Below are 21615 nucleotides of genomic sequence, written 5' to 3'. Positions count from 1 at the left end.
GACTTTAGTGACGTGGATACTCTCTGGCGGCAAATAAAATAGCCAATTAGGTAGTAACCACAATGTTTTAATGCAAAATAAGCAATAAATTGACAGAAGTTAAGATTAATAAAGGAGTTTTTATGAATCAGCAGCGACGCAGTTTGATGAAGTATTCAGCAGTATTTGGCCTAATGACTTCTGCAGGTCTTATTAGCACTGCTCAAGCTCAAGAGTGGAACAAAGCCACTTTTGAAGGCAAAGGTATCGATGATGTATTCAAGATCTTGGGCGCTGATAGTCCAGATAAATCATCTGCAGTGACTTTGAATGCTCCGGATATCGCTGAAAATGGTGCAGTTGTTCCTGTTGGAATCACTTCTACCCTTAAGGCTGAGCAAATGGCTATCTTGGTTGAAAAGAACCCAAGCTCACTTGCAGCTCAATTCTTTATTCCTGCCGGCACAGATTCATTTGTGACAACGCGTATCAAAATGGGTCAAACATCCAATGTATACGGCTTGGTAAAAGCTGATGGTAAGTGGTTAATGGCCGTTAAAGAAGTCAAGGTAACGCTTGGTGGTTGCGGCGGTTAATCCCGAAGCACATTAATAAACACAATTCATACATAGAGAGGAACCAAAATGGCTGATCCAATGCGCGTAAGAGCTGCTGAAAACGGCGGTACTGTAGATGTAAAAATTTTGATGAAGCATGATATGGAGTCCGGTCAGCGGAAAGACCCATCAGGTAAGGTTATCCCAGCTTGGTTTATCAGCACAATCAATGTCAAAGCCAATGGCAAAGATGTATTCAATGGTCAATTTGGCCCAGCAGTATCTAAAGACCCTTTCTTGAACTTTAAGTACAAGGGTGCTAAGGGCGACAAGATTGTTGTGACTTGGAACGATAGCAAAGGCGACAAACGTACTGATGAAGCTACGGCTTCTTAATATCAGTACGCATATTAAAACTATAAAAGGGTTACCATGAAAACACGCATTTTATATGGCGTCATTATTGGCCTATTTGCAGTATTGCAGGGCTGTTCTAGTCCTGCAAAAAATGAGGCTTCTACAGCCGCTACTCCAACTGGAGGGGCTCCAACTGACGAAATCGAAAAATATCGCGCAATGATTGCCGATGGTAACCCTGCTGATTTGTATGAGGCAGCTGGTGAGGATATTTGGAAAAAGCCCATGGGGCCTAAGAATGTATCTTTGCAAAAATGTGACTTAGGTATGGGTCCTGGTGTAGTTAAAGGCGCCTATACACAGTTGCCGAAATACTTTAAAGACACTAATCAAGTACAGGATTTGGAGTCTCGCCTTGTTACCTGCATGACCAAATTGCAAGGATATGATGCAAACGAGATCATCAAGGCAGGATTTAGCAAGGGCAAAAGAAAGAATCTAGAGGCTGTTGTGGCATATGTCGTCGCAGAGTCTAAGGGTATGCCGATTAATGTCGTTGCTAAGCACCCGAAAGAAAAACAGGCCTACCAAATGGGTAAGCAATCATTCTTCTATCAGGGTGGTCCAATGGATTTCTCCTGTGCATCATGCCACGCGTCTAATGGCAAACGCATTCGCTTACAGGACCTGCCTAATTTAACTGTTGAGAAGGGTGCTGCATTAGGCTGGGGTTACTGGCCCGCCTACCGTGTATCCAGCGGCACTTTCTGGACCATGCAACGTCGCTTAAACGACTGTTACCGTCAACAACGCTTCCCAGAGCCAATCTACATTTCCGAAGATACCATTGCAGTCTCCATGTATATGGCTGTAAATGCTAAGGGCGGAACCATGAATGCACCAGGACTGAAGCGTTAATCGCTGGAGATAAATAATATGAAAAACAAATTATCAATTTTGGCGTTTACGCTCCTAGCTGTAGCAGGTACTGTTAGTGCTGCTACCCCTTTTGAAAAGATGATGTCTAACAGTTTTGAGGCTAAAGGGCAGGCGGGATTAGACCGCTTAGATCAAGATGCGGCTCAAAAGTTTTGCTCAAACCCTGTAAATCTCGATGGTGGTGGAGATCCCAAGGTTCGTGAAAAGATTCAAAAAGAAAACCTGGCTATGATCAAGCAGCCATCCGATGGTAAATATATCGGTGACTGGAAGAGTGGTGAAAAGATTGCCCAAAGCGGCCGAGGCGCAACCTGGCGTGATAAACCGGGGTCTGTGAATGGTGGTGGTTGCTATAACTGTCATCAAATTTCTCCAAAAGAAATTTCTTATGGAAATATTGGCCCGTCACTCACTGGTTATGGCAAATTGCGTGGTTACTCTAAAGAGGTTGTTGCCTACACTTGGAATCGTATTAACAATTCCAAGGCATATAACGTATGTAGCAATATGCCTCGTTTCGGGCACTTCAAACTCTTAAATGAAAAACAAATGCAGGATGTCATGGCATTGCTCTTAGATCCAGAGTCGCCTGTTAACAAGTAATAAAAATAAACAGGCCGAAAGGTCTGTTTTCTTTAGGAAAATACTATGTCTTTAAATCGTCGCGAGTTTTTGCAAGCATTGGCTATTGTCTCAGCAGGCGGCATGAGTTTGCAATCCAATTTTGCAAGCGCCCTAACCAGTGCGCAAAAATTCTATGATTTGCCGAAATTCGGTAATGTGCACTTCCTGCATTTCACTGATTGCCATGCGCAACTTCTACCAATTTATTTCCGTGAGCCTAATGTCAATCTTGGTATTGGTGCTCAAGAAGGCAAAACCCCACACTTGGTCGGCGAACATTTTTTAAAGGCAAATGGAATTAAACCTGGTACACGTGATGCACATGCCTTCACTTACCTTGATTACGTAGCGGCAGCGCAGAACTACGGAAAAGTTGGTGGCTTTGCCCACATGGCAACTTTGATTAAACAAATCAAATCTAGCCGTCCTGGCGCATTGCTATTAGACGGTGGTGATACTTGGCAGGGTTCAGGTACGGCGCTTTGGACTAATGGCCAGGATATGGTTGATGCAGCACTCCTCTTAGGCGTTGATGTTATGACTCCACACTGGGAAATGACTCTCGGTGAGAAGCGCGTCATGGAGATTGTGAATGGCGACTTCAAAGGCAAAGTGTCTTTCGTTGCTCAAAATATTAAAACTGCAGACTTTGGTGACTCAGTATTTAATCCTTATGTCATGAAAGTGCAAAACGGCGTTCAAGTTGCCGTAATTGGCCAAGCATTCCCATACACACCAATTGCTAACCCACGTTATTTCACTCCTGATTGGACTTTTGGTATCCAGGAAGAGAATCTTCAAAAGACCATTAATGAGGTTAAGGCTAAGGGTGCAAAAGTGGTTGTCTTGCTCTCACATAACGGTATGGATGTTGACTTAAAAATGGCATCCCGTGTTACCGGTTTAGATGCCATTATGGGAGGTCATACCCATGATGGAGTTCCAATTCCTGTCAAGGTAAAGAATGCTGGTGGCGTAACTTTGGTGACCAATGCTGGCTCGAATACCAAGTTCTTAGGTGTGTTGGACTTTGATGTAAAGGGTGGAAAACCGGTAGATTTCCGTTATAAGCTCTTCCCAATCTTCTCCAATATGATCCCTGCTGATCCTGCAATGAATAAGCTGATTCAAAAAATCAGGGCACCATATGAAGCTAAGCTCAATGAAAAATTGGCGACAACAGAAGGTCTCTTGTACCGTCGTGGTAATTTCAATGGTAGCTTTGACCAATTGATCTTGGATGGCCTCATGGCTCAGAAGAATGCGGAAATTGCATTCTCACCAGGTTTCCGTTGGGGAACTAGCTTGCTGCCAGGTCAACCAATTACCCGTGAAAACTTATTGGATCAAACGGCTATTACTTATCCATACACCACGGTTACGAACATGACCGGTGAAATGATTAAGACGATTCTTGAGGATGTGGCGGATAACCTATTTAATCCTGATCCGTATTATCAGCAGGGTGGTGATATGGTTCGTGTCGGTGGCATGCAATACACCATTGATCCGGCTGCATCTGCCGGCAAGCGTATTAGCGATATGCGTCTCAATGGCAAGGACATCGATCCAAGCAAGACTTATAAAGTTGCCGGCTGGGCTCCTGTAAGCGAAGAGGCGAAGAATGCTGGTGGCGAGGCGATTTGGGACGTCATTGAGCGTCATCTTCGAGATGTCAAAGTGGTCAAAGCAGTTCAGCTAAATGAGCCAATCATCAAGGGCGTTAAAAATAATCCCGGTATGGTTGCGCTTAAATAAACAGAAAGAACCGTCATGAAAAAATATCTATCTTTAGCTGCATCAATTCTTATTGCTTGTTCTACGTTGGTTTCTCAGCATGCATTTGCTGCTGGTTCAAGCGTTGTCTATCACATTGATGATGCTCAGACCCAAGGCATTAAAGGTTTAAGGAATGTACGCAACCATCTGGATGTGGCGCCAGACACCACAATTATTGTTGTTACCCATGCAAACGGGGTTGATATCTTAATGGAGGGCGCCAAGGATAAGAAGAACAATATTGAATACGCCCCTCTGGTTGGTGCATTGAAGTCTCGCGGTGTTCGCTTTGAAGTTTGTGAGATTACTTTAAAAAATAGAAATCTTAAAAAGGATCAATTCATTCTAGATGCCGACTTCACTCCATCGGGTGTAGCAAGAATTGGTGATCTTCAATTTAAAGATCATTTTGCTTACATTAAGCCGTAATCTCATTCTGTGAATATGCTCCTGCGCAGTATTCGCCATCTAAAAATAGCATTATTGATTAATGCTATTTTTTTAGCCTCTGCTTTGCTCAAAGCAGCCCAGCTAAAAATGATCCAGCAGGTGTATTGCTAAATCCCATTAAAGTAGCGCCACATACTTACTTCGTTCAAGGTAGGGCAGAATTAGGTAGCAGCGAAAATCAAAACTTTATCTCTAATGCAGGTTTCGTTGTAACCCCTAAGGGAGTGGTTGTCATAGATGCCTTGGGCTCTCCAGTCCTTGCGAAAAAGTTGATTCAAGAGATTTCAAAAGTTACTAAGCAAAAAATTATTGCTGTTGTGGTGACTCATTACCATGCCGACCATGTGTATGGATTGCAGGAATTTAAAAAGATTGGCGCAAAGATTTATGCGCAAGGGGAGGGTAGAAACTATCTTTCCTCCGAAACGGCAAAACAACGTTTAATTGCTTCGCGGGTTGATTTTGCCCCGCGGGTCAATGATCAAACAAAATTATTACCAGCAGATATTTGGATTGATAAACAATTAAAGTTAAATATCGGCGGAGTTGAGTTTTTAATTAGCCGAGTAGGCCCAGCCCATGCTCCAGAAGATCTATTGGTTTACATTCCGTCAGAGGAAGTCCTTTTTGCTGGAGATTTGGTTTTCCGTGGCCGCATTCCTTTTGTGGGCAATGCGGATAGCAAGGGGTGGCTAAAAGCCTTAGATGAGTTTGAGAAATTTAAACCCAAGGTAGTTATACCGGGGCATGGGCCTCAATCCATCAATCCCATCGAAGATATCCGCTTTACGAGGGATTATTTGAGATATTTGCGTGAATCGATGACGAAGTCCGCTGTAAATATGGATCCTTTTAAGGAGGCTTATCGGCAGACTGATTGGTCGGAATACGAAGGAATGCCCTTATTTAGAGCTGCAAACCGCATGAATGCCTATAACGTTTACCTGTCGATTCAGGCGGAATAAAGCAAATTTATCATCCGGGCTTTAAAATAGTCGTTTACATCGCTAAATGGCTGATTTCAAATGAAATTACTACGACTAAAGCTGTGCTTTGCACTGGCCGCTATCTTTGGCCTTAATTTATACGCCTCTGCAAGTCCGGATGTTGCTAACGGCAAGAAGATTGATGAGCAGAAGTGCTACACCTGTCACTCTAAAAAGTCGGGCTTTGGTAATGGCGATATGATCTACACCCGCAGCGACAGCAAGGTTAAAAGCCTGCAGAATTTAAAGTCGATGGTTGCAATGTGTAATACAGAACTGCGGCTAGATCTCTTTCCTGAAGATGAGGCAGATGTCACGGCCTTTCTCAATCAGCAGCTTTATAAATTTAAAAAATAATTAAAGAATTTTTAATATGGAAGCAGTTGATATCAATAGTTTGAGTAAGTCCGTTCTATGGGCGACCTTCGCAATTACTTTTTTGCTTGGCGCCGTGATGCAAAAAACGGGTTTTTGCAGCATGGGTGCAGTTTCAGATATTTATATTATGTCCAGCTGGGGTCGTCTAAAGCAGTGGTTTCTTGCTATTGGTGTTGCCGTCGTTGGCTTTGCACTGATGTCTTACCTTGGTTTGATCGATCCACTGAAGAGCATGTATACCGGTAGTAAGTTTTTATGGTTATCAACTATTGTAGGTAGCACCTTATTTGGCTTTGGTATGGTGCTCGCATCGGGTTGTGGAAGCAAAACGCTGGTTCGTATTGGTGGTGGTAATCTCAAGTCAATTATTGTGTTTATTGTTCTTGGGCTAACTGCCTATATGACTATGAAAGGCTTTCTCGGGGTTATTCGCATTAACACTTTGGATTCTGTATTTATTGCACTGAATACTCCTCAGGATTTACCAAGCATTTTGAGTCCTGTTACCGGCATTGCCAGAAATAATTTACATCTTGCTCTTGGTTTGATTATCGGCTTTGCTTTTATTGTCTACACTCTTGCTAGCAAAGCATTCTGGACAGCAGAAAACTTATTTGCCGGAATTTTTGTTGGTCTGGTTATCTGCGCAGTATGGTTTGTATCTGGAAACTTAGGTTTTGTTACCGAAGACCCTAATACCTTGGAAGAGGTTTTCTTGGTCACCAATTCTGGGCGGATGGAGAGTCTCTCCTTTGTTGCGCCTTATGCTTTCTCATTAGATTGGTTAATGCTCTACAGCGACACCTCAAAAATTATTACTCTTGGTATTGCTGCCGTCGCTGGAATGATTACTGGGTCTGCTTGCGTATCGCTGATTACTAAGTCATTTCGCTGGGAGAGCTTTCGCAATCCTGAAGATACCGCTAATCACTTGGTTGGAGCTAGCTTGATGGGCTTTGGCGGTGTTACAGCACTTGGTTGCACTGTTGGCCAAGGTTTGAGTGGTATTTCTACCTTAGCAATTGGCTCGCTGCTAGCTTTGCCAGGCTTTATCTTTGGTGCTTACTTAGCTCTGCGTTATTTAGAAACACGTAATGCACCCAATCCCTGCAGTTAATTCATAGGCCAGATAAATAGTATGCAAATAGATTGGTTGGCTTTCTCCCCGGGCCCCGCTTTTTTTGGCGAGATCTTATTAGGTATTGCAGCGGCTTTATACGTCATTCTTCATGGGCGTATTCTAGGTATCAGCGGCATTGTTTCGGGATTGCTTTCGCCCAAAGAGGGCGATGTTAGTTGGCTTATTAAGCGCACCATTTTTTGGGGGGCTTATTTTTTGATCTTCATACAAGCTCAGTAATAGATGCTGATTGGGTCGCAATCATTATTGCTGGCTTGTTGGTGGGTTTTGGCTCTAATTACGGCTCAGGTTGCACTAGCGGTCATGGTGTTTGCGGCCTATCTCGTTTGTCCCCAAAGTCTTTGGTTGCCACTCTATCTTTTATGGGTGCTGGGTTTTTGACGGTTTTTGTCATTCGCCATATATTGGGTCTTTAAATGACGAGAAGACACTTTAATTTCTATAGCCAGTATTTGATAGGTGTTTTGTTTGGATTCGGCCTCATTATTTCTGGCATGAGTAACCCACAAAAGATTCTTAGCTTCCTAGATCTTGCTGGTAACTGGGATCCCTCTTTAATGTTTGTCATGGGAGGAGCAATTCTTGTGGGTCTAGGTGGCTTTTATTTGGTCTCTAAACGTACTGAGGCATTTTTTGGTGGTGCGCTCCACATCCCAACTAGAAGAGATATCACTAAACCTCTCGTCATTGGAGGTCTTATTTTTGGGGCAGGTTGGGGTATTGCTGGATTTTGCCCTGGCCCTGCGCTTGTTGCTCTTGGCGCCGGGCATCTCAAGGCTTTAGTCTTTGTATTGGCAATGCTGGTGGGCATGGAGCTGTGCAATCGCTTCTTTACGGGTCACAAGAAGTAAGTCTGATTTAAAATCTGGATAATTAGTTTTTACACTCTTTTTTTGTCTATTTTTTTGAGGTTTAGATGAGCCTTCCTATTTCCTGTCATACCGATCAGTTCGGCACACTCGGTCAGATTGATCCCAGCCACTTAGCTGAAATTGTTAAGCAGGGTTACAAAAGCGTAATCAACAATCGTCCAGATTTTGAGGGTGGGCCTGATCAACCCACGAATGCCCAAATTCAGGCTCAAGCAGAAGCATTGGGTTTGAACTACGCCTTTTTGCCTGTAATCCCAGGTGCGTTTACTCAGGATCAGGTTATTGAAATGGCCCGTTTACTCAAAACAATGCCGGGTCCGATATTGGCATTTTGCCGTTCTGGGGCTCGCTCCACCAATTTGTATCAAATGGCACTGCAAGTTCGCTGATTCATCTTTGATTGCCACTGAGAAATCATGCGCATAGAAATCCCAGAGGAGAAAAAGTTTGTTCATGGGATGAATATGCCGATTCGTTGGGGTGATATGGATGCATATGGCCATGTCAACAACACGGTGTACTTTCGTTACATGGAGCAGGCTAGGGTGGAGTGGATTACTTCACTTGGTTACAATGTCGCACCTGGTGACGAGTCTATGCTGATGATGAATGGTTTTTGTAATTTCTATCAACAGCTTTCTTATCCAGGCGATCTCATTTTAAAAACCTATATTGGAAATATTGGTCGTTCAAGTTTGGATGTTTACACCACGATGGCATTAACTACTGAGCCTGACACGATGGCAGCAGTAGGGGGTGCCACCATGGTGTGGGTTGATCTAAAGACTGGAAAATCTACGCCCTGGCCTGATCATGTGACCAGCAAGCTACGATAGGATATTGTTTGCAATCCAGTAACCCGCACATTTTGAGTATTGAAAAACTGGCATCATCTTTGGATCAGTTCGACGCCATCATTGATGTCAGGTCACCAGCAGAATTTGCTTTAGATCATATCCCTGGTGCCATTAATCTTCCGGTCTTAAGCAATGATGAGTGTATAGAGATCGGCACCTTGTATAAGCAGGTATCACCATTTGCAGCAAAGAAATTAGGCGCCGCCTATGTCTCACGCAATATTGCCAACCATCTAGAAAACTCTCTCATCGATTTTTCAAGAGAATGGCGTCCTTTGATTTACTGCTGGCGTGGTGGCGAGCGCAGCGGTGCATTTACCCACATTCTCAATCGCATTGGCTGGAAGGCCATGCAACTACAAAGTGGCTACCAAGGCTTTCGTCGTGTTGTGATTGATGGCCTGGATCAGGCCGCAAAAGATTTTTCTTTCCAGGTGATTGCCGGTATGACTGGAAGCGGCAAGACTCGCATCCTCCAGGAGATTGGCTTACTTGGGCAGCAAATACTCGATCTTGAGGGCTTAGCTATTCACCGTGGCTCAGTCCTTGGCAATGAGCCGAATATTGAGCAACCTTCACAAAAGAGCTTTGAGACGAATTTGTGGAATGCGTTGAATCAATTGGACTCCAGCAAGATTATATTTGTTGAGTCTGAAAGCAAAAAGGTAGGCGGCTTACATATTCCGGATCCATTAATGGAGCGGATTCGTGAAGGTCAGTGCATTGAACTTCGTTCAACTACTGCTACACGTGTTTCTTGGCTTCTGCGTGAGTACCGACATTTTTTATCTAACCCTGAAAGCTTTAAGCAAAAGTTTGGCTTGTTAACATCGCGCTATGGCAAGATTCAAATTGCCAAATGGCATGAAGCAATTGATGCGGGAGATTTTGAGAGTCTAGTGGAAGAATTATTGGTGATGCATTACGACCCATCCTACCAATCTTCTATCGTTCGCAATTTTCCAGGCTATCGCGAAGATCATTTCGTAGAACTTGAGAATGACAGTGATGAAGCCTTCGCAAAAGCTGCAAAAGACCTCATCACGAAAATTCAGCTTTAACTAAATGCCTGTATCCCAGTTTGTGCACGGCCCAAAATGAGGGCATGAATATCATGCGTACCCTCATAGGTATTGACGACTTCCAGATTGAGCATATGACGTACTACGCCATACTCATCTGAGATGCCGTTTCCGCCATGCATGTCTCTAGCTAGTCGAGCTACATCTAAGGATTTACCGCAGGAGTTTCGCTTCATCATGGAAGTGATTTCGGGGGCGGCGATACCTTCATCCTTCATGCGACCTAAGCGCAAGCAGCCTTGAAGGGCCAGCGTGATCTCAGTCTGCATATCAGCCAATTTCTTTTGAATGAGCTGATTGGCCGCAAGAGGGCGATCAAATTGCTTGCGATTCATGGTGTATTGGCGTGCAGCATACCAGCACCACTCAGCAGCACCAAGCGTGCCCCAAGCAATGCCGTAACGCGCTGAATTCAAGCAGGTAAATGGACCCTTGAGGCCAGTAATTTCTGGGAATTCATTTTCAGCTGGGACAAAGACTTCATCCATTACGATTTCGCCGGTAATGGAAGCGCGTAAACCCATCTTCCCGCTGATCTTGGGTGCAGATAGTCCCTTCATGCCTTTTTCTAAAATAAAGCCTCTAATCAAGCCTTCATCATTTTTAGCCCAGACAACAAATACATCTGCAATTGGGGAATTGGAGATCCACATCTTGGAGCCAGCGAGCGAGAAGCCACCTGGAACCTTCTTGGCTCTAGTGATCATGCCGCCAGCATCAGAGCCAAAATTCGGCTCAGTTAATCCAAAGCAACCAATCCATTCACCAGTAGCGAGCTTGGGTAGGTACTTTTGTTTTTGAGCCTCGCTACCAAACTCATTAATAGGAACCATGGCTAAGGATGATTGCACGCTCATCATGGAGCGATATCCAGAGTCCATGCGCTCAATTTCACGAGCAATCAACCCATAAGAAACGTAATTGAGATTTGCGCCACCATATTCTTCAGGGATGGTGATACCTAAAAGACCGAGTTCACCCATTTCACGGAAGATGGCTGGATCAGTAGTTTCATTGCGATAAGCATCATGAATACGCGGCATTAAACGACCCTGGGCATATTCAGCGGCAGCGTCGCGCACCATGCGCTCCTCTTCGGTTAATTGCGTATCAAGGAGTAGGGGGTCTGCCCAATTAAAACTAGCTTTGCTCATGGTTCTTTGTTGTCCTCTCGTAGTTTTTAATCTGCACACTGTGAAATTCTATGAATGCAGATATGCTCTTTCCATTATCCATTTTTTTCTTGTTTGATGGACTCTCCTAGACGCCACCACCGCTACTACGACCTGATACTGACAGCGTTTGTAGTAGTCCTACTGTGCTCCAACTTTATTGGCGCCGGTAAGGCTGCGACTTTGGATCTACCTTATTTTGGCAATGTCACATTTGGGGCTGGGATCCTGTTTTTTCCGATTGCTTATTTTTTTGGCGACATACTCACTGAGGTCTATGGCTATGCTTATGACCGCCGGGCAGTATGGGCAGGATTTACAGCACTGGCTTTTGCCGCCATTATGGCTCAAGCAGTAATTGCTTTACCGGTTGCCCCAGGGTCTTATATGGCCAATTACCAGCAGGGCATGGAGACCGTATTTGGCAATTCTTGGAGAGTGGCTCTTGCCTCCATAATTGCTTTTTGGTGTGGCAGCTTTGTTAATAGCTATACCTTGGCCAAAATGAAGATTTTGACCAAGGGTCTCTCCACCTCTGGATGCGCACGATAGGCTCCACAGCTAGCGGCGAGCTGGTGGATTCATCGCTGTTCTATTTGCTGGCTTTTTACGGCCTGTGGCCCATAGATGAGGTTTTGGCTGTGGGGCAGCTTCCCAATGCGTCTTAAAGACCGCCTGGGAGGCTCTAGCAACCCCTTTGACCTACTGGGTAGTCGGTTTTCTGAAACGTAAGGAAAACCAAGATCACTATGACATTCATACCAATTTCACGCCGTTTAAGCTGAAAGTCTAATTTACGGCTTTTTTGAGCGCTAGCCGTTAAAATAACGGTCTTTGATGCAAAACCTGCATCCGCACCCTAGTATTGACCTATCAGAAAGTAAGAACACATCCGTGCTGTCCGTATCTAATATCACTATGCAGTTTGGGGCGAAACCCCTGTTTGAAAATATCTCCGTTAAGTTTGGCGGCGGTAATCGCTATGGCCTGATTGGTGCCAACGGTTGCGGTAAGTCTACCTTTATGAAGATTTTGGGTGGCGAGCTAGAGCCAACCAGTGGAAATGTGAGCTTGGATCCTGGCATTCGCCTTGGTAAGTTACGCCAAGACCAGTTTGCGTATGAAGATGTGCGCGCATTAGACGTAGTCATGATGGGTCACGAGGAGATGTGGAAGGCTGCAGCTGAGCGTGATGCCATCTACGCCAACCCAGATGCCACTGATGAAGATTACATGAAGGCTGCTGAGCTCGAGGGCAAGTATGCTGAGTACGGCGGCTATACCGCAGAAGCAAAAGCAGGGGAGCTGTTATTAGGTATTGGTATTCCTATTGAGCAGCACAATGGCCCAATGAGCAATGTTGCTCCAGGCTGGAAGTTGCGTGTATTGCTGGCACAAGCCTTATTCTCAGATCCAGATGTACTCTTGCTTGATGAGCCAACCAATAACTTAGATATTCACTCTATTCATTGGCTTGAAGATATGCTCAATCAAATTAAGAGCACGATTGTCATTATTTCCCATGATCGCCACTTCCTTAACGAGGTGTGTACGCACATGGCAGACATGGACTATGGAACACTCAAGGTGTATCCAGGCAATTACGACTCGTACATGCTGGCATCTGTACAAGCAAGATCGCAACAACTCAGCAATAACGTTAAAGCCAAAGAAAAAATTGCTGAATTAGCGGCATTCGTTGCACGATTCTCTGCTAACGCATCGAAGGCACGTCAAGCGACTTCACGTCAAAGACAGTTAGAGAAAATTGAGATTGTTGAAGTGAGGCCTTCTTCACGTCAAAACCCATTTATTCGTTTTGACGCTGAGAAAAAACTTCATAACATGGCCGTTGAATGCAATGCACTGACCAAGGCTTACGACCGCCCGATTTTTAAGAACTTCAAGATTGGTATTCGTGCTGGCGAAAAGATCGCGATCATTGGTCAAAACGGTGCAGGTAAAACTACATTATTAAAAACAATCTTAAGCAAACGCTTTGAAGGAATTCCTGCTGATAGCGGTGATGTGAAGTGGGCAGAAAACGCCAATGTGGGAGTTATGCCTCAAGACAATACTGAGATGTTCGCAAAAGACGAATTGCTCATGGATTGGATGAATAACTGGCGCAATACTGGCGATGACGATCAAGTGATTCGTGGCACATTGGGCCGCTTACTTTTCTCAGGCGATGATATTGGTAAGTCTGTCAAAGTATTGTCTGGTGGCGAGAAGGGCAGAATGATTTGGGGCAAATTAATGCTTCAAAAATATAACGTCCTTGCAATGGATGAGCCAACCAACCATATGGACATGGAGTCCATTGAGAGCTTGCAGATTGCGCTTGAGAAATTCGATGGCACTTTGATATTTGTTTCTCATGACCGTGAGTTTGTTTCTGCTTTGGCCAACCGTATCTTAGAAGTCAAGATGGACGGCACCGTAGTGGATTACTCTGGAACCTACGAAGAATATTTACGCAGCCAGGCTTTAACTGGTTAAGTATTTTCTTTGGATTGACGTTGGAATCGCATTGCAGTGCCATCGGCACGAATGCGTTTCCATACTGAATCTTTTTCTTCTTGACTAAAGAAGACTTCAATTACTGACTTCGCCTAGAGTACGGCCGCAACCCTGGCAAATTTCATCATAGAGAGTCGTACAAACGCCAATACAGGGCGAATCAGAAGCGTCATCACCAACCCCTAAAGAATTGGCTCCAGCTTGTTCTGGTGAGTTATTGGACGAAGTCATGGCAGTACTTTAGACGATTTCAGGGGAATGTGTTGCTCAAGCTCATCGACATATGCAGCCATTCCTTCATGCTCTCGCTCCAAAAAGTGCTTAACTGCACTGGAGAAGTTGGCATCTGCAATCCAATGCGCAGACTGCAGGGTGGTGGGTAAGAATCCTCTAGTCATTTTGTGCTCGCCTTGAGCGCCACTCTCAAACACTTGAATACCCTCCTTGATGCAATACTCAATTGCTTGGTAGTAAGCCAATTCAAAATGTAAACAAGGGATATGTTCAATCGCACCCCAGTAGCGTCCATATGCCTGTTTATTTGGCTTATCGACTACGAGCAAAGATGAGGCTATCGGTATCTCATTCTGAGTCGCAATAATGAGATGAAAATTCTCAGGCATGCTGCTGCCAAGTAATTGAATGCATTCTTCAGTTAAGTAGGGTGAAGAGCGGTGCTCTATATAGGTGTTTTCATAGCAACGATAAAAGAAGCTCCAATCGCTCGGCGTAGCAATCTCACCCGGAATATGTCTGTAGCTGATTTGGTGACTGTCTACAGCAGCACGTTCTCGACGAATATTCTTACGACGCTTCATCGTTAAGTCGGCAAGGTAATTTTCAAAATCTGGATAGCTCTGGTTATGCCAATGAAACTGCACTGAGTCGCGCAACATAAAACCTTGTTGTTTAAGCGCTTCTAATTCCTCATTTTCTGGGAAGAGCACGTGAGCAGATGAAAGCCCATTTTGACTTACTAGTGTTTTTAAGCCAGAGACCAAGGCTGCTTGTATAGCCCCTTTATCCACTTTAGGAGATACAAGTAGTCTGGGGCCGCGAACTGGAGTAAACGGAATAACAGATAACGCCTTTGGATAGTAAGCCATTCCGTTCTGCTCGTATGCCTGCGCCCAGGCCCAATCAAAGACAAACTCACCATAGGAATGTTGCTTAAGGTAAAGCGGCATTGCACCAAGCAAGCGAGATTTTGAATCCTCAATAATGAGGTGGGCAGCTTGCCATCCAGTATTGCCGCCTACACAGCCAGTTTTTTCTAGCGCATTAAGAAAAGCATACTTTAAGAATGGGCCGGAATCAGATGCCAGGAGGGCATCCCAATCGCTCTCAGCAAGATCTGAAAGGGCGTCGATGATTCGAAGTTGGATAGCTTCCTGTTTCAACTAAGGCGTAGGGATTCAGCGTTGAATTAACTCAATCTTGTAGCCATCAGGATCCGTAACAAATGCAATGATGGTGTCCCCACCCATTACGGGGCCAGCTTCACGAGTGACATTGCCGCCAGCGGCTTTGATTTTTTCACAGGCTGCATAGGCGTTAGGAACGCTGATGGCTATATGTCCATAGGCATCGCCAAGATTGTATTTATCAACACCATGGTTGTAGGTAAGCTCAATCTCGGATTGTCCGTCTGCATTACCCTTTCCGAAGCCTACAAATGCCAGTGAATATTTTTGTTCAGGGCGTTCAGTGGTCCGAAGCAAGTTCATACCTAAAACTTTGGTATAGAAATCAATTGAGCGAGCCATATTGCCGACTCTCAGCATGGTATGTAGGATCATCATTGTTTAAATATAAAGCTAAACGTCGATTTTTGTTGAGCAAGAAAAAACCCAGGGGATTAGTCTGAGTTTGTGGGTTGGAGCAGCCGGATCTTATTGAATCTTTGCCTTAGCGCGGAGCTTTTGCATTAATTCAGAGAATTTTGCTTTTTGCCAATTCTGATCTGCTGCGATCATCTGCTTTAACTGACCTTTGAGTTCATCCATGCTAGGTGCTTGGACATCACGTACATCATCCAATTTGATGATATGCCAGCCATACTGAGTTTTTACCGGCTTATCGGTAACCTGACCCTTTTTGAGTTGGACCATTGCCTTAGAGAACTCTGGTACCAGCGATTTATCATTTACCCAGCCCAGGTCTCCGCTATTTGGGGCGGAGCCAGGATCTTTAGACTTTTCTTTGACAATTTGCTCAAAGTTGCCGCCAGCCTTAATCTGTGCAGTAATCGTTTTTGCATCAGCTTCTTTTTCAACAAGGATATGTTCGACGTGATATTCCTTGCCGGTGTACTGTCCCTTAACTTGCTCATAAGCCGTTTTTAGCTCAGCTTCGGTTACGCCTTCTCTTTCAACGAAGTCCTCAAATACGGTAGCAATGAGCACCCCCATCTTGGACTGCTCTAGTTGCTCGCGAACAGACTCTTTTTGTGTGATTCCCCGGTTATTTGCCTCTTGCAAGATCAGTTCACGTGTCACCAGCATTTCTCTACCCTGATCGCGGGCTTGAGGGCTATCCGGTTGATTTGATTTTTGAATTAATTTATCTAATTGCGCTTTGGGGATGGGCTTGCCATTCACGATGGCAGCACTTTGTGCATGAACTGCTGAGGCAAGAAGTGCAAGACTAAAAGCGCTAATGGTCAAAATTGGGCGTAGGTTCAACATGGGCTAGAAAATATAAATAGGAATAAAAGGGAATCTTAAAGCAATCTGAGGTTAATTAGTGCTTTCACTAGGGGTGAATGCCGAGATGGTCAGGGCATGGATCGCATCAGGGAAGTGCTTGTTGAGGGCAGCATAAATAGCTCTATGCCGAGCTACCTTGTTCATACCCTCAAATTCTGGGGCTACGATCGTCAACTTGAAGTGCCCGCCGCCAGAAGCTGCTCCAGCATGACCTGCGTGGAGGTGGCTTTCATCTTCAATAGTTAAATGCTCTGCCTTAAATGCAGATCTTAAGTCTGACTCAAACACGGCAATTCTCTCTTGATTAATACTCATTCTGCAGGATGCTCCATGTGGCGACTGAGCCAAATGCCTTGGACAATCACAAAGACTACCAGCAGAGCTGTGCTACCAAATAACTTGAAGTTAACCCACGTCTCCTCAGAGAGCTCAAAAGCAATATAGAGATTGAGTGCACCCATCAAGAAGAAAAAGATTGCCCAGGCCATATTCACTTGATGCCAAACTGATTTAGAACTGTGCTCTTTTAAGGTAATTTGTTTTCCCATCAAAACCTGTATCCAGTTCTTTTGAAAAAACTGAGCGCTAATAAATAGAGCGCCTGCAAAAGGCCAATATAGGGCCGTTGGTTTGAGTTGAATAAAAGTCTTGTCGTGCAGGAATATAGTCAGACTACCAAAAACCAGAATCATGACCAAGCTAACCCATTGCATCGCATCGATCTTATGATGTCGATAGTAAACCCAGAGAATTTGCCCAATGGTGGCAACCATAGCTACGATAGTTGCCGTGTAAATGTCTGCAAATTTAAATGCAATAAAAAAGAGGATGATCGGGAAGAGGTCAAATAGAAATTTCATGCGGTGATTATCCAGCTATTTCAGAATTATTCAGTTTTAGTGGGAGCGGCATTCCCGGAAGGTTCAAATCTTAAGGATGCTGAATTAATGCAGTAGCGAAGCCCCGTAGGTTGAGGACCATCTTCAAATACGTGCCCCAAATGCGCATCACAATGGGTACAGCGGACTTCGGTGCGAATCATGCCATGGGACATATCCCGAACTTCGGTAATCGCTGCAGCATTCTCAGGTGCGTTATAGCTAGGCCACCCGCAACCTGCATCGAACTTGGTCGATGATTGAAATAGGGGGGTATCACAGCAAATGCAGCGATATTGACCATTTTCCCAGTGATCCCAGTACTTGCCAGTAAAAGGCCTCTCTGTTGCGGCCTCACGCGTTACCCGGTATTGAGTATCACAATGCATCTCTGTATTCCCGATCTGTTTTCTTTGTCATGACAATGAATTTCTTTCATTAAGAAGAGCAACTGACTGCAACTCGTTGCATATCCAGTGGCGGTGGTTTTGAGTAATCATTAAATAACAACTGCTCATCAAATGGCTTGCTCAATATTGTTAATATGGTAGCTACTTCAGAAAAATCATCCTGCTGCGCCTTTTCAATTACGGCTTGAGCTAAGTGATTTCTTAGAATGTATTTGGGGTTGACTCCATCCATCAGCCTTTTTCTTTCATCATCAGGTAAATTCTCAGATTGAAGTCTACTGGTGTAGTCGGCAAACCATTGATCAATATGTTCACGATCGACAAATTCATTTCTTTGCAAGATCTCTGTTGGACTAGATTCGTTTTTGAGATTACCCAGATTTCGGAAGAAGCTGGTGAAATCTACCTTTGAATCATGCATAGCTTGGAGGAGGCGTTCAATGAGCTCTATGTCACCATCCTGCTCTAATTGCAATCCTAGTTTTTGTCGAAATGCTTGTTGCCATTCATTGGCGTAAATCAATGGAAAATCTTCAAGGGCAGAGCGCAACAGGTTTTGAGACTCTTCTGCGGAATGCTCTAGCTCCAATAGAGGAAGCATTGCACTGGCAAGACAGGCCATATTCCAATGCATGATTTGGGGCTGACGATGGTATGCATATCTGCCGCCATGATCACTATGATTGCAGATGTGGTCGATTTCAAAATGATCTAAAAACCCAAAAGGGCCATAGTCAATAGTCAGGCCTAGAGCACTAATGTTATCGCTATTTAAAACACCATGACAAAATCCTACCGATTGCCACTGCGCCACTAACTTTGCATTGCGAGCACTAATCTCTTTAAAAAGGCTTAAGTAGAGATCCTCTTTGGATGCACACTCTGGATAAAATTCTGCAATCAGTAGATCTGCTAATTCCTTCAGGCGAACAATATTCTGAAGTGAAGCAAAGTGCTCAAAGTGGCCGATGCGAATAAAGCTTGGGGCTATGCGAGAACATACCGCAGCTGTTTCCATGATTTCACGTCTAACCGCCTGTTTTGATCCAACTACGGAAAGAGCGCGGCTAGTAGGTATACCAAGCGCATGCATTGCTTCGCTACACAGAAATTCTCGAATGGAGGATCTTAAGACTGCTCTTCCGTCACCCATTCTGGAGTAGTGCGTTCTACCGGCACCTTTTAACTGTAGCTCTAGATGATTGATATCACCCAGTAGGATTGCGCGACCATCACCTAATTGTCCCGCCCATGATCCAAATTGATGTCCGCTATAAGCCGTTGAAATCGGATTAGAAAATATGTGTTCGCCCACATTCAGTTGATTTCCCCCTAATACCTCCAACCATTCCGGATCTTTAGGCAAGTCATTATTTCCAAGCTCCATATGGATTAGCTCTGCGACAGCTGGTGAGAATGCAACCCAGTAGGGATTGGGCAGTGGGGTAGGTGGGGTTGCTTGGCAAACATCATCGCCACGGAGGGTAAAAGGCATATTTGTATTCTATGGGTAATTCACAAGTACCGCAGAAGCCTCTAAAATGTCCCTATGACAAATAAAGTACAACTGAATGCGGCAACTCAGCTTGCCAATCTGGGTGAAGAGCCCAACGTCCCTTTTTTGAAACTGCTTGGTGTGCGCCTTATCAGTGCCGAAATGGGTAAAGGTGAAATACTGCTCGCCCTCAAGCCTGAGCATACTAATACCTGGGATGTAGCGCATGGCGGCGTATTACTTACGCTGATGGATGTGGCTATGGCGGTTGCCGCTCGGTCTAGCGATCCGGGGGATCGCAGTGTCGTGACGGTGGAGATGAAAAATAACTTTATGCAGGCTGCCAATGGCATCTTGCGCGTAAAGGCTGATACTGTTCGACGTACTGCCACAATGGCTTTTTGCGAGGCTAAACTTTACAACGATCAGGGTGAGATCTGTTGTATGGCAACAGGAACGTTTCAGTTTCTAAAACGACTCGCCACTAAAGATGCGAATGGCGAACGAGTCATCAATGAAGATTCGCGTCAGCAGAAATGATGCAGTGTTGATCAAATGTCTATACCGAGAGGTTTGATCCTGGGACAGAGCTGAGCTCTCCAGTCACAACATCGTGCCCCACAGTACCATTGGCATCAAACCGTCTTTCCACCATTTCAAACTGACCATCTTTGCGAACACGCAAAATGGTGCTCGAACGTGTTCCGTAAGAAGGCGTCTTGATAAATGCTGCTGATAGGGCTCTTTCCCAATCTGGGTTCACGCCAGTACTGGGCAGCTCCTGTGGGCTGGCTTCGTGGGTATCGGCCAATACACGTAAGTAGTGATCTGCGTTTCTAAGTTGCCCACTATCCATTGCTAATGTTTGAGCAAATGCTGCCACTCGGTGATTAACTTTAGGCCATGGTGTGTCGAGCATAGCATTCGATAGACCATAGACGCCAGGGCTAAGAGCTTGCTCTGGAAAAACTTTTCTTGGGCGAATATGTTGACCCATCATTAGGCGATTACTTACCCAATGCATTTCAGCGTTCTCAGGATCACTGAGATCTGCCATGAGTAGATTGAAGTCATTGTATTGATCAAATCGCTTTGCGTTTTCTTGAACATAAGCATGTGGCTTATGCTGACCAGTCAGGTATCGAAGGCTAAGCTCCTCGCGTGTTCTGGCGTCTGGATTTTTTTCACTAGGCGCTCTGACATTAGTTAGCGCAGCAAAGCGACCTGTTTTAGTAAAACCTAGCCAAGTTCCTGGGCTACCTAGAACATCAGCTCGATCTTTTCCAGCCAAAACATGAGGGTGCTCTTCCCACCAACCCAGGGGGTCAGTGTCACGCTCATAAAACTCATCTCTATTTGCTGCTACTACCAAAGGGTAGTCTGGATGTGACTTCCAAGCAAAGAGAATTAGGCGCATAAGGTAATAGTTGAGCTAATGATGAAATTAAATTTCTAATAAGGGGTAGGGCAATATGTCCATTTTTAACACAGGGCCGGTAGGCATGCCTAGATGGATTTCCCCAGTCTCAAGAGCATCCAACTTACATTCGATCTGAAAATCAATACGATCTGCATTTTCTGGGTTAGTGGCTGCAAGTACCACCATGCCGCATGGCTGAGTAGCGTCACTTTCGTGGAATAACTCTACCCCTGGTTTGGCAAAATCTAGAGCAGAGGAACTTAAATTGCTATGGGCGAGTTGCAGTCTACGTTTAACCGCACCCCGGTATTGGCTTCTGGCAACAATCTCTTGTCCAGGGTAACAACCCTTCTTGAAATCAACGCCTGCTACGGATTCAAAATTGACCATTTGTGGGACAAATTGCTCTTGAGTGGCTAAGACAATTCGAGGAATTCCACTCAACACCTCTAGGGAGTTCCATTGCTCTAATGCATCAACCTGAATCAACGATTCGCTGGATTCAGATTTTCTTTTAGCAATGAGTAAGCGCTCAAATGTGTGATTGGCGATTGAAACATCTGGCATCCGCAACGAAAGAGAGTGATCAACTTCATAAGCTGGTTCGAGATTTTGATCATCTCGATATGCGCCAAAAATTTCCCAATCATTTGAGGCATCCGAAACTTTGACTTTTGACCGCAAAACATACATCGCCAATCGCTTGGCAATACTAGCGGCAATATCTTTAGAAACAAAGAGTGCAAAGCGATCATCTGAGTCAGTGGATTCAGGAAACAAGCCAAGCCAAGCACTAGCTAAGAGACGTCCTTTAGGACTGCAATAACCCGCTAGACGAACCGAGCCTAGCCCTTGCGCTATTTCTCCTGAAAAAGTGCGCTTCAGACCCAAAACAGAATTACTGAGCTGACTTTGGAGAAGGGTGGCCGCATCAGGCCCTTCGACCAGAATCAAGCCCCAATTGGGCAAAACAGAGAATCCATGGTTCAAAAAGGTTGTTGGCATTGG

Annotated in this window: 24 protein-coding genes and 4 pseudogenes; 17 read left to right on the top strand and 11 right to left on the bottom strand. The window is 44.7% G+C overall.

Going from position 1 to position 21615, the window contains the following annotated elements:
* Positions 1-122 precede the first annotated feature (122 nt).
* The 14 genes and pseudogenes from soxY to mnmH all read left to right on the top strand — a co-directional run bounded on the left by soxY (position 123) and on the right by mnmH (position 9980).
* Positions 123-575 (top strand): thiosulfate oxidation carrier protein SoxY, encoded by a 453-nt coding sequence (gene soxY, locus DXE44_RS04725; RefSeq protein WP_114653028.1) that lies wholly within the window; start codon positions 123-125, stop codon positions 573-575.
* A gap of 48 nt (positions 576-623) precedes the next feature.
* Positions 624-932 (top strand): thiosulfate oxidation carrier complex protein SoxZ, encoded by a 309-nt coding sequence (gene soxZ, locus DXE44_RS04720; RefSeq protein ID WP_114653026.1) that lies wholly within the window; start codon positions 624-626, stop codon positions 930-932.
* Between the two features lie 36 nt (positions 933-968).
* Entirely contained in the window at positions 969-1811 is an 843-nt protein-coding gene (soxA, locus tag DXE44_RS04715) for a sulfur oxidation c-type cytochrome SoxA (protein ID WP_114653022.1), read from the top strand.
* Positions 1812-1829: 18 nt separating this feature from the next.
* On the top strand, positions 1830-2435 hold the full coding sequence (soxX, locus tag DXE44_RS04710) for a sulfur oxidation c-type cytochrome SoxX (RefSeq protein ID WP_114653020.1): 606 nt from the start codon (positions 1830-1832) through the stop codon (positions 2433-2435).
* 45 nt (positions 2436-2480) lie between these two features.
* On the top strand, positions 2481-4214 hold the full coding sequence (gene soxB / locus DXE44_RS04705; protein WP_114653017.1) for a thiosulfohydrolase SoxB: 1734 nt from the start codon (positions 2481-2483) through the stop codon (positions 4212-4214).
* A gap of 15 nt (positions 4215-4229) precedes the next feature.
* Positions 4230-4664: a DsrE family protein gene (locus DXE44_RS04700; protein ID WP_114653015.1), complete on the top strand. Its 435-nt coding sequence runs from the start codon at positions 4230-4232 to the stop codon at positions 4662-4664.
* Positions 4665-4789: 125 nt separating this feature from the next.
* Entirely contained in the window at positions 4790-5650 is an 861-nt protein-coding gene (locus DXE44_RS04695; protein ID WP_114653013.1) for an MBL fold metallo-hydrolase, read from the top strand.
* 60 nt (positions 5651-5710) lie between these two features.
* Positions 5711-6028: a hypothetical protein gene (locus tag DXE44_RS04690; protein WP_114653011.1), complete on the top strand. Its 318-nt coding sequence runs from the start codon at positions 5711-5713 to the stop codon at positions 6026-6028.
* 16 nt (positions 6029-6044) lie between these two features.
* Positions 6045-7166: a YeeE/YedE family protein gene (locus DXE44_RS04685; protein WP_114653009.1), complete on the top strand. Its 1122-nt coding sequence runs from the start codon at positions 6045-6047 to the stop codon at positions 7164-7166.
* 21 nt (positions 7167-7187) lie between these two features.
* Positions 7188-7606 (top strand): annotated as a pseudogene (locus DXE44_RS11375) (YeeE/YedE family protein).
* On the top strand, positions 7607-8041 hold the full coding sequence (locus tag DXE44_RS04675; protein ID WP_114653007.1) for a YeeE/YedE family protein: 435 nt from the start codon (positions 7607-7609) through the stop codon (positions 8039-8041).
* Positions 8042-8106: 65 nt separating this feature from the next.
* Positions 8107-8451: a protein tyrosine phosphatase family protein gene (locus DXE44_RS04670; RefSeq protein ID WP_114653005.1), complete on the top strand. Its 345-nt coding sequence runs from the start codon at positions 8107-8109 to the stop codon at positions 8449-8451.
* Between the two features lie 27 nt (positions 8452-8478).
* Positions 8479-8898 carry an acyl-CoA thioesterase gene (locus DXE44_RS04665; protein ID WP_114653003.1) on the top strand — a complete coding sequence of 140 codons (420 nt, stop codon included), beginning with the start codon at positions 8479-8481 and terminating at the stop codon, positions 8896-8898.
* Positions 8899-8906: 8 nt separating this feature from the next.
* Positions 8907-9980 carry a tRNA 2-selenouridine(34) synthase MnmH gene (gene mnmH / locus DXE44_RS04660; RefSeq protein ID WP_114653001.1) on the top strand — a complete coding sequence of 358 codons (1074 nt, stop codon included), beginning with the start codon at positions 8907-8909 and terminating at the stop codon, positions 9978-9980.
* On the opposite strand, the gene DXE44_RS04655 is transcribed toward mnmH, so the two are convergent.
* Complete coding sequence (locus DXE44_RS04655; protein ID WP_114652999.1) at positions 9977-11155, bottom strand: acyl-CoA dehydrogenase; 1179 nt, start codon at positions 11153-11155, stop codon at positions 9977-9979. The two genes, mnmH and DXE44_RS04655, sit on opposite strands and share 4 nt — an antisense overlap.
* A 96-nt stretch (positions 11156-11251) precedes the next feature.
* Between DXE44_RS04655 and DXE44_RS04650 the strand changes: the two are divergent.
* Together DXE44_RS04650 and DXE44_RS04645 are read left to right on the top strand one after the other, a co-directional pair.
* Positions 11252-11966: pseudogene (locus DXE44_RS04650) on the top strand (queuosine precursor transporter).
* 101 nt (positions 11967-12067) lie between these two features.
* Complete coding sequence (locus DXE44_RS04645; protein ID WP_114654353.1) at positions 12068-13675, top strand: ABC-F family ATPase; 1608 nt, start codon at positions 12068-12070, stop codon at positions 13673-13675.
* Here DXE44_RS04645 and DXE44_RS04640 read toward each other — a convergent pair.
* From DXE44_RS04640 to DXE44_RS04605, 8 genes and pseudogenes are all read right to left on the bottom strand, one after another.
* Positions 13672-13927 (bottom strand): annotated as a pseudogene (locus tag DXE44_RS04640) (DUF1289 domain-containing protein). The gene DXE44_RS04645 and the pseudogene DXE44_RS04640 sit on opposite strands and share 4 nt — an antisense overlap.
* On the bottom strand, positions 13924-15096 hold the full coding sequence (locus DXE44_RS04635; protein ID WP_114652997.1) for a GNAT family N-acetyltransferase: 1173 nt from the start codon (positions 15094-15096) through the stop codon (positions 13924-13926). Before DXE44_RS04635 ends, DXE44_RS04640 begins: the two are co-directional and overlap by 4 nt.
* Positions 15097-15111: 15 nt before the next feature.
* Entirely contained in the window at positions 15112-15498 is a 387-nt protein-coding gene (gloA, locus tag DXE44_RS04630; protein ID WP_114652995.1) for a lactoylglutathione lyase, read from the bottom strand.
* A 90-nt stretch (positions 15499-15588) separates the two neighbouring features.
* A complete protein-coding gene (locus tag DXE44_RS04625) occupies positions 15589-16383 on the bottom strand; it encodes a peptidylprolyl isomerase (RefSeq protein ID WP_114652993.1) in 795 nt (264 codons plus the stop codon).
* A gap of 51 nt (positions 16384-16434) precedes the next feature.
* Positions 16435-16719, bottom strand: a complete 285-nt coding sequence (locus DXE44_RS04620; RefSeq protein WP_114652991.1) for a BolA family protein — start codon at positions 16717-16719, stop codon at positions 16435-16437.
* Positions 16716-17264 (bottom strand): septation protein A, encoded by a 549-nt coding sequence (locus DXE44_RS04615; RefSeq protein WP_114652989.1) that lies wholly within the window; start codon positions 17262-17264, stop codon positions 16716-16718. The genes DXE44_RS04620 and DXE44_RS04615 overlap by 4 nt, the downstream gene beginning before the upstream one ends.
* A gap of 26 nt (positions 17265-17290) precedes the next feature.
* Positions 17291-17702: pseudogene (gene msrB / locus DXE44_RS04610) on the bottom strand (peptide-methionine (R)-S-oxide reductase MsrB).
* Between the two features lie 18 nt (positions 17703-17720).
* Complete coding sequence (locus DXE44_RS04605) at positions 17721-19187, bottom strand: protein adenylyltransferase SelO (protein ID WP_114652987.1); 1467 nt, start codon at positions 19185-19187, stop codon at positions 17721-17723.
* Between the two features lie 54 nt (positions 19188-19241).
* Here DXE44_RS04605 and DXE44_RS04600 point away from each other — a divergent pair, with 54 nt between their 5' ends.
* A complete protein-coding gene (locus DXE44_RS04600) occupies positions 19242-19727 on the top strand; it encodes a PaaI family thioesterase (protein ID WP_114652985.1) in 486 nt (161 codons plus the stop codon).
* Between the two features lie 19 nt (positions 19728-19746).
* Here the strand turns inward: DXE44_RS04600 and DXE44_RS04595 are convergent, their stop codons facing one another.
* Together DXE44_RS04595 and ygfZ are read right to left on the bottom strand one after the other, a co-directional pair.
* Positions 19747-20604: an NRDE family protein gene (locus tag DXE44_RS04595; protein ID WP_114652983.1), complete on the bottom strand. Its 858-nt coding sequence runs from the start codon at positions 20602-20604 to the stop codon at positions 19747-19749.
* A gap of 27 nt (positions 20605-20631) precedes the next feature.
* Entirely contained in the window at positions 20632-21612 is a 981-nt protein-coding gene (gene ygfZ / locus DXE44_RS04590) for a CAF17-like 4Fe-4S cluster assembly/insertion protein YgfZ (protein ID WP_114652981.1), read from the bottom strand.
* Between the last annotated feature and the right edge of the window lie 3 nt (positions 21613-21615).

Source organism: Polynucleobacter necessarius (assembly GCF_900095175.1).
Lineage (GTDB): Bacteria > Pseudomonadota > Gammaproteobacteria > Burkholderiales > Burkholderiaceae > Polynucleobacter > Polynucleobacter necessarius_I.
The sequence above is the reverse complement of the archived record's forward strand: the minus strand, read 5'-3'. Positions and strand labels throughout refer to the sequence as shown.

Excerpts from the sequence above, each read along its gene's own strand:
- soxY (WP_114653028.1), top strand. The coding sequence starts at position 123 with ATGAATCAGCAGCGACGCAGTTTGATGAAGTATTCAGCAGTATTTGGC.
- soxZ (WP_114653026.1), top strand. The coding sequence starts at position 624 with ATGGCTGATCCAATGCGCGTAAGAGCTGCTGAAAACGGCGGTACTGTA.
- soxA (WP_114653022.1), top strand. The coding sequence starts at position 969 with ATGAAAACACGCATTTTATATGGCGTCATTATTGGCCTATTTGCAGTA.
- soxX (WP_114653020.1), top strand. The coding sequence starts at position 1,830 with ATGAAAAACAAATTATCAATTTTGGCGTTTACGCTCCTAGCTGTAGCA.
- soxB (WP_114653017.1), top strand. The coding sequence starts at position 2,481 with ATGTCTTTAAATCGTCGCGAGTTTTTGCAAGCATTGGCTATTGTCTCA.
- DXE44_RS04700 (WP_114653015.1), top strand. The coding sequence starts at position 4,230 with ATGAAAAAATATCTATCTTTAGCTGCATCAATTCTTATTGCTTGTTCT.
- DXE44_RS04690 (WP_114653011.1), top strand. The coding sequence starts at position 5,711 with ATGAAATTACTACGACTAAAGCTGTGCTTTGCACTGGCCGCTATCTTT.
- DXE44_RS04685 (WP_114653009.1), top strand. The coding sequence starts at position 6,045 with ATGGAAGCAGTTGATATCAATAGTTTGAGTAAGTCCGTTCTATGGGCG.
- DXE44_RS04675 (WP_114653007.1), top strand. The coding sequence starts at position 7,607 with ATGACGAGAAGACACTTTAATTTCTATAGCCAGTATTTGATAGGTGTT.
- DXE44_RS04670 (WP_114653005.1), top strand. The coding sequence starts at position 8,107 with ATGAGCCTTCCTATTTCCTGTCATACCGATCAGTTCGGCACACTCGGT.
- DXE44_RS04665 (WP_114653003.1), top strand. The coding sequence starts at position 8,479 with ATGCGCATAGAAATCCCAGAGGAGAAAAAGTTTGTTCATGGGATGAAT.
- DXE44_RS04655 (WP_114652999.1), bottom strand. The coding sequence starts at position 11,155 with ATGAGCAAAGCTAGTTTTAATTGGGCAGACCCCCTACTCCTTGATACG.
- gloA (WP_114652995.1), bottom strand. The coding sequence starts at position 15,498 with ATGATGATCCTACATACCATGCTGAGAGTCGGCAATATGGCTCGCTCA.
- DXE44_RS04625 (WP_114652993.1), bottom strand. The coding sequence starts at position 16,383 with ATGTTGAACCTACGCCCAATTTTGACCATTAGCGCTTTTAGTCTTGCA.
- DXE44_RS04620 (WP_114652991.1), bottom strand. The coding sequence starts at position 16,719 with ATGAGTATTAATCAAGAGAGAATTGCCGTGTTTGAGTCAGACTTAAGA.
- DXE44_RS04615 (WP_114652989.1), bottom strand. The coding sequence starts at position 17,264 with ATGAAATTTCTATTTGACCTCTTCCCGATCATCCTCTTTTTTATTGCA.
- DXE44_RS04605 (WP_114652987.1), bottom strand. The coding sequence starts at position 19,187 with ATGCCTTTTACCCTCCGTGGCGATGATGTTTGCCAAGCAACCCCACCT.
- DXE44_RS04600 (WP_114652985.1), top strand. The coding sequence starts at position 19,242 with ATGACAAATAAAGTACAACTGAATGCGGCAACTCAGCTTGCCAATCTG.
- DXE44_RS04595 (WP_114652983.1), bottom strand. The coding sequence starts at position 20,604 with ATGCGCCTAATTCTCTTTGCTTGGAAGTCACATCCAGACTACCCTTTG.
- ygfZ (WP_114652981.1), bottom strand. The coding sequence starts at position 21,612 with ATGCCAACAACCTTTTTGAACCATGGATTCTCTGTTTTGCCCAATTGG.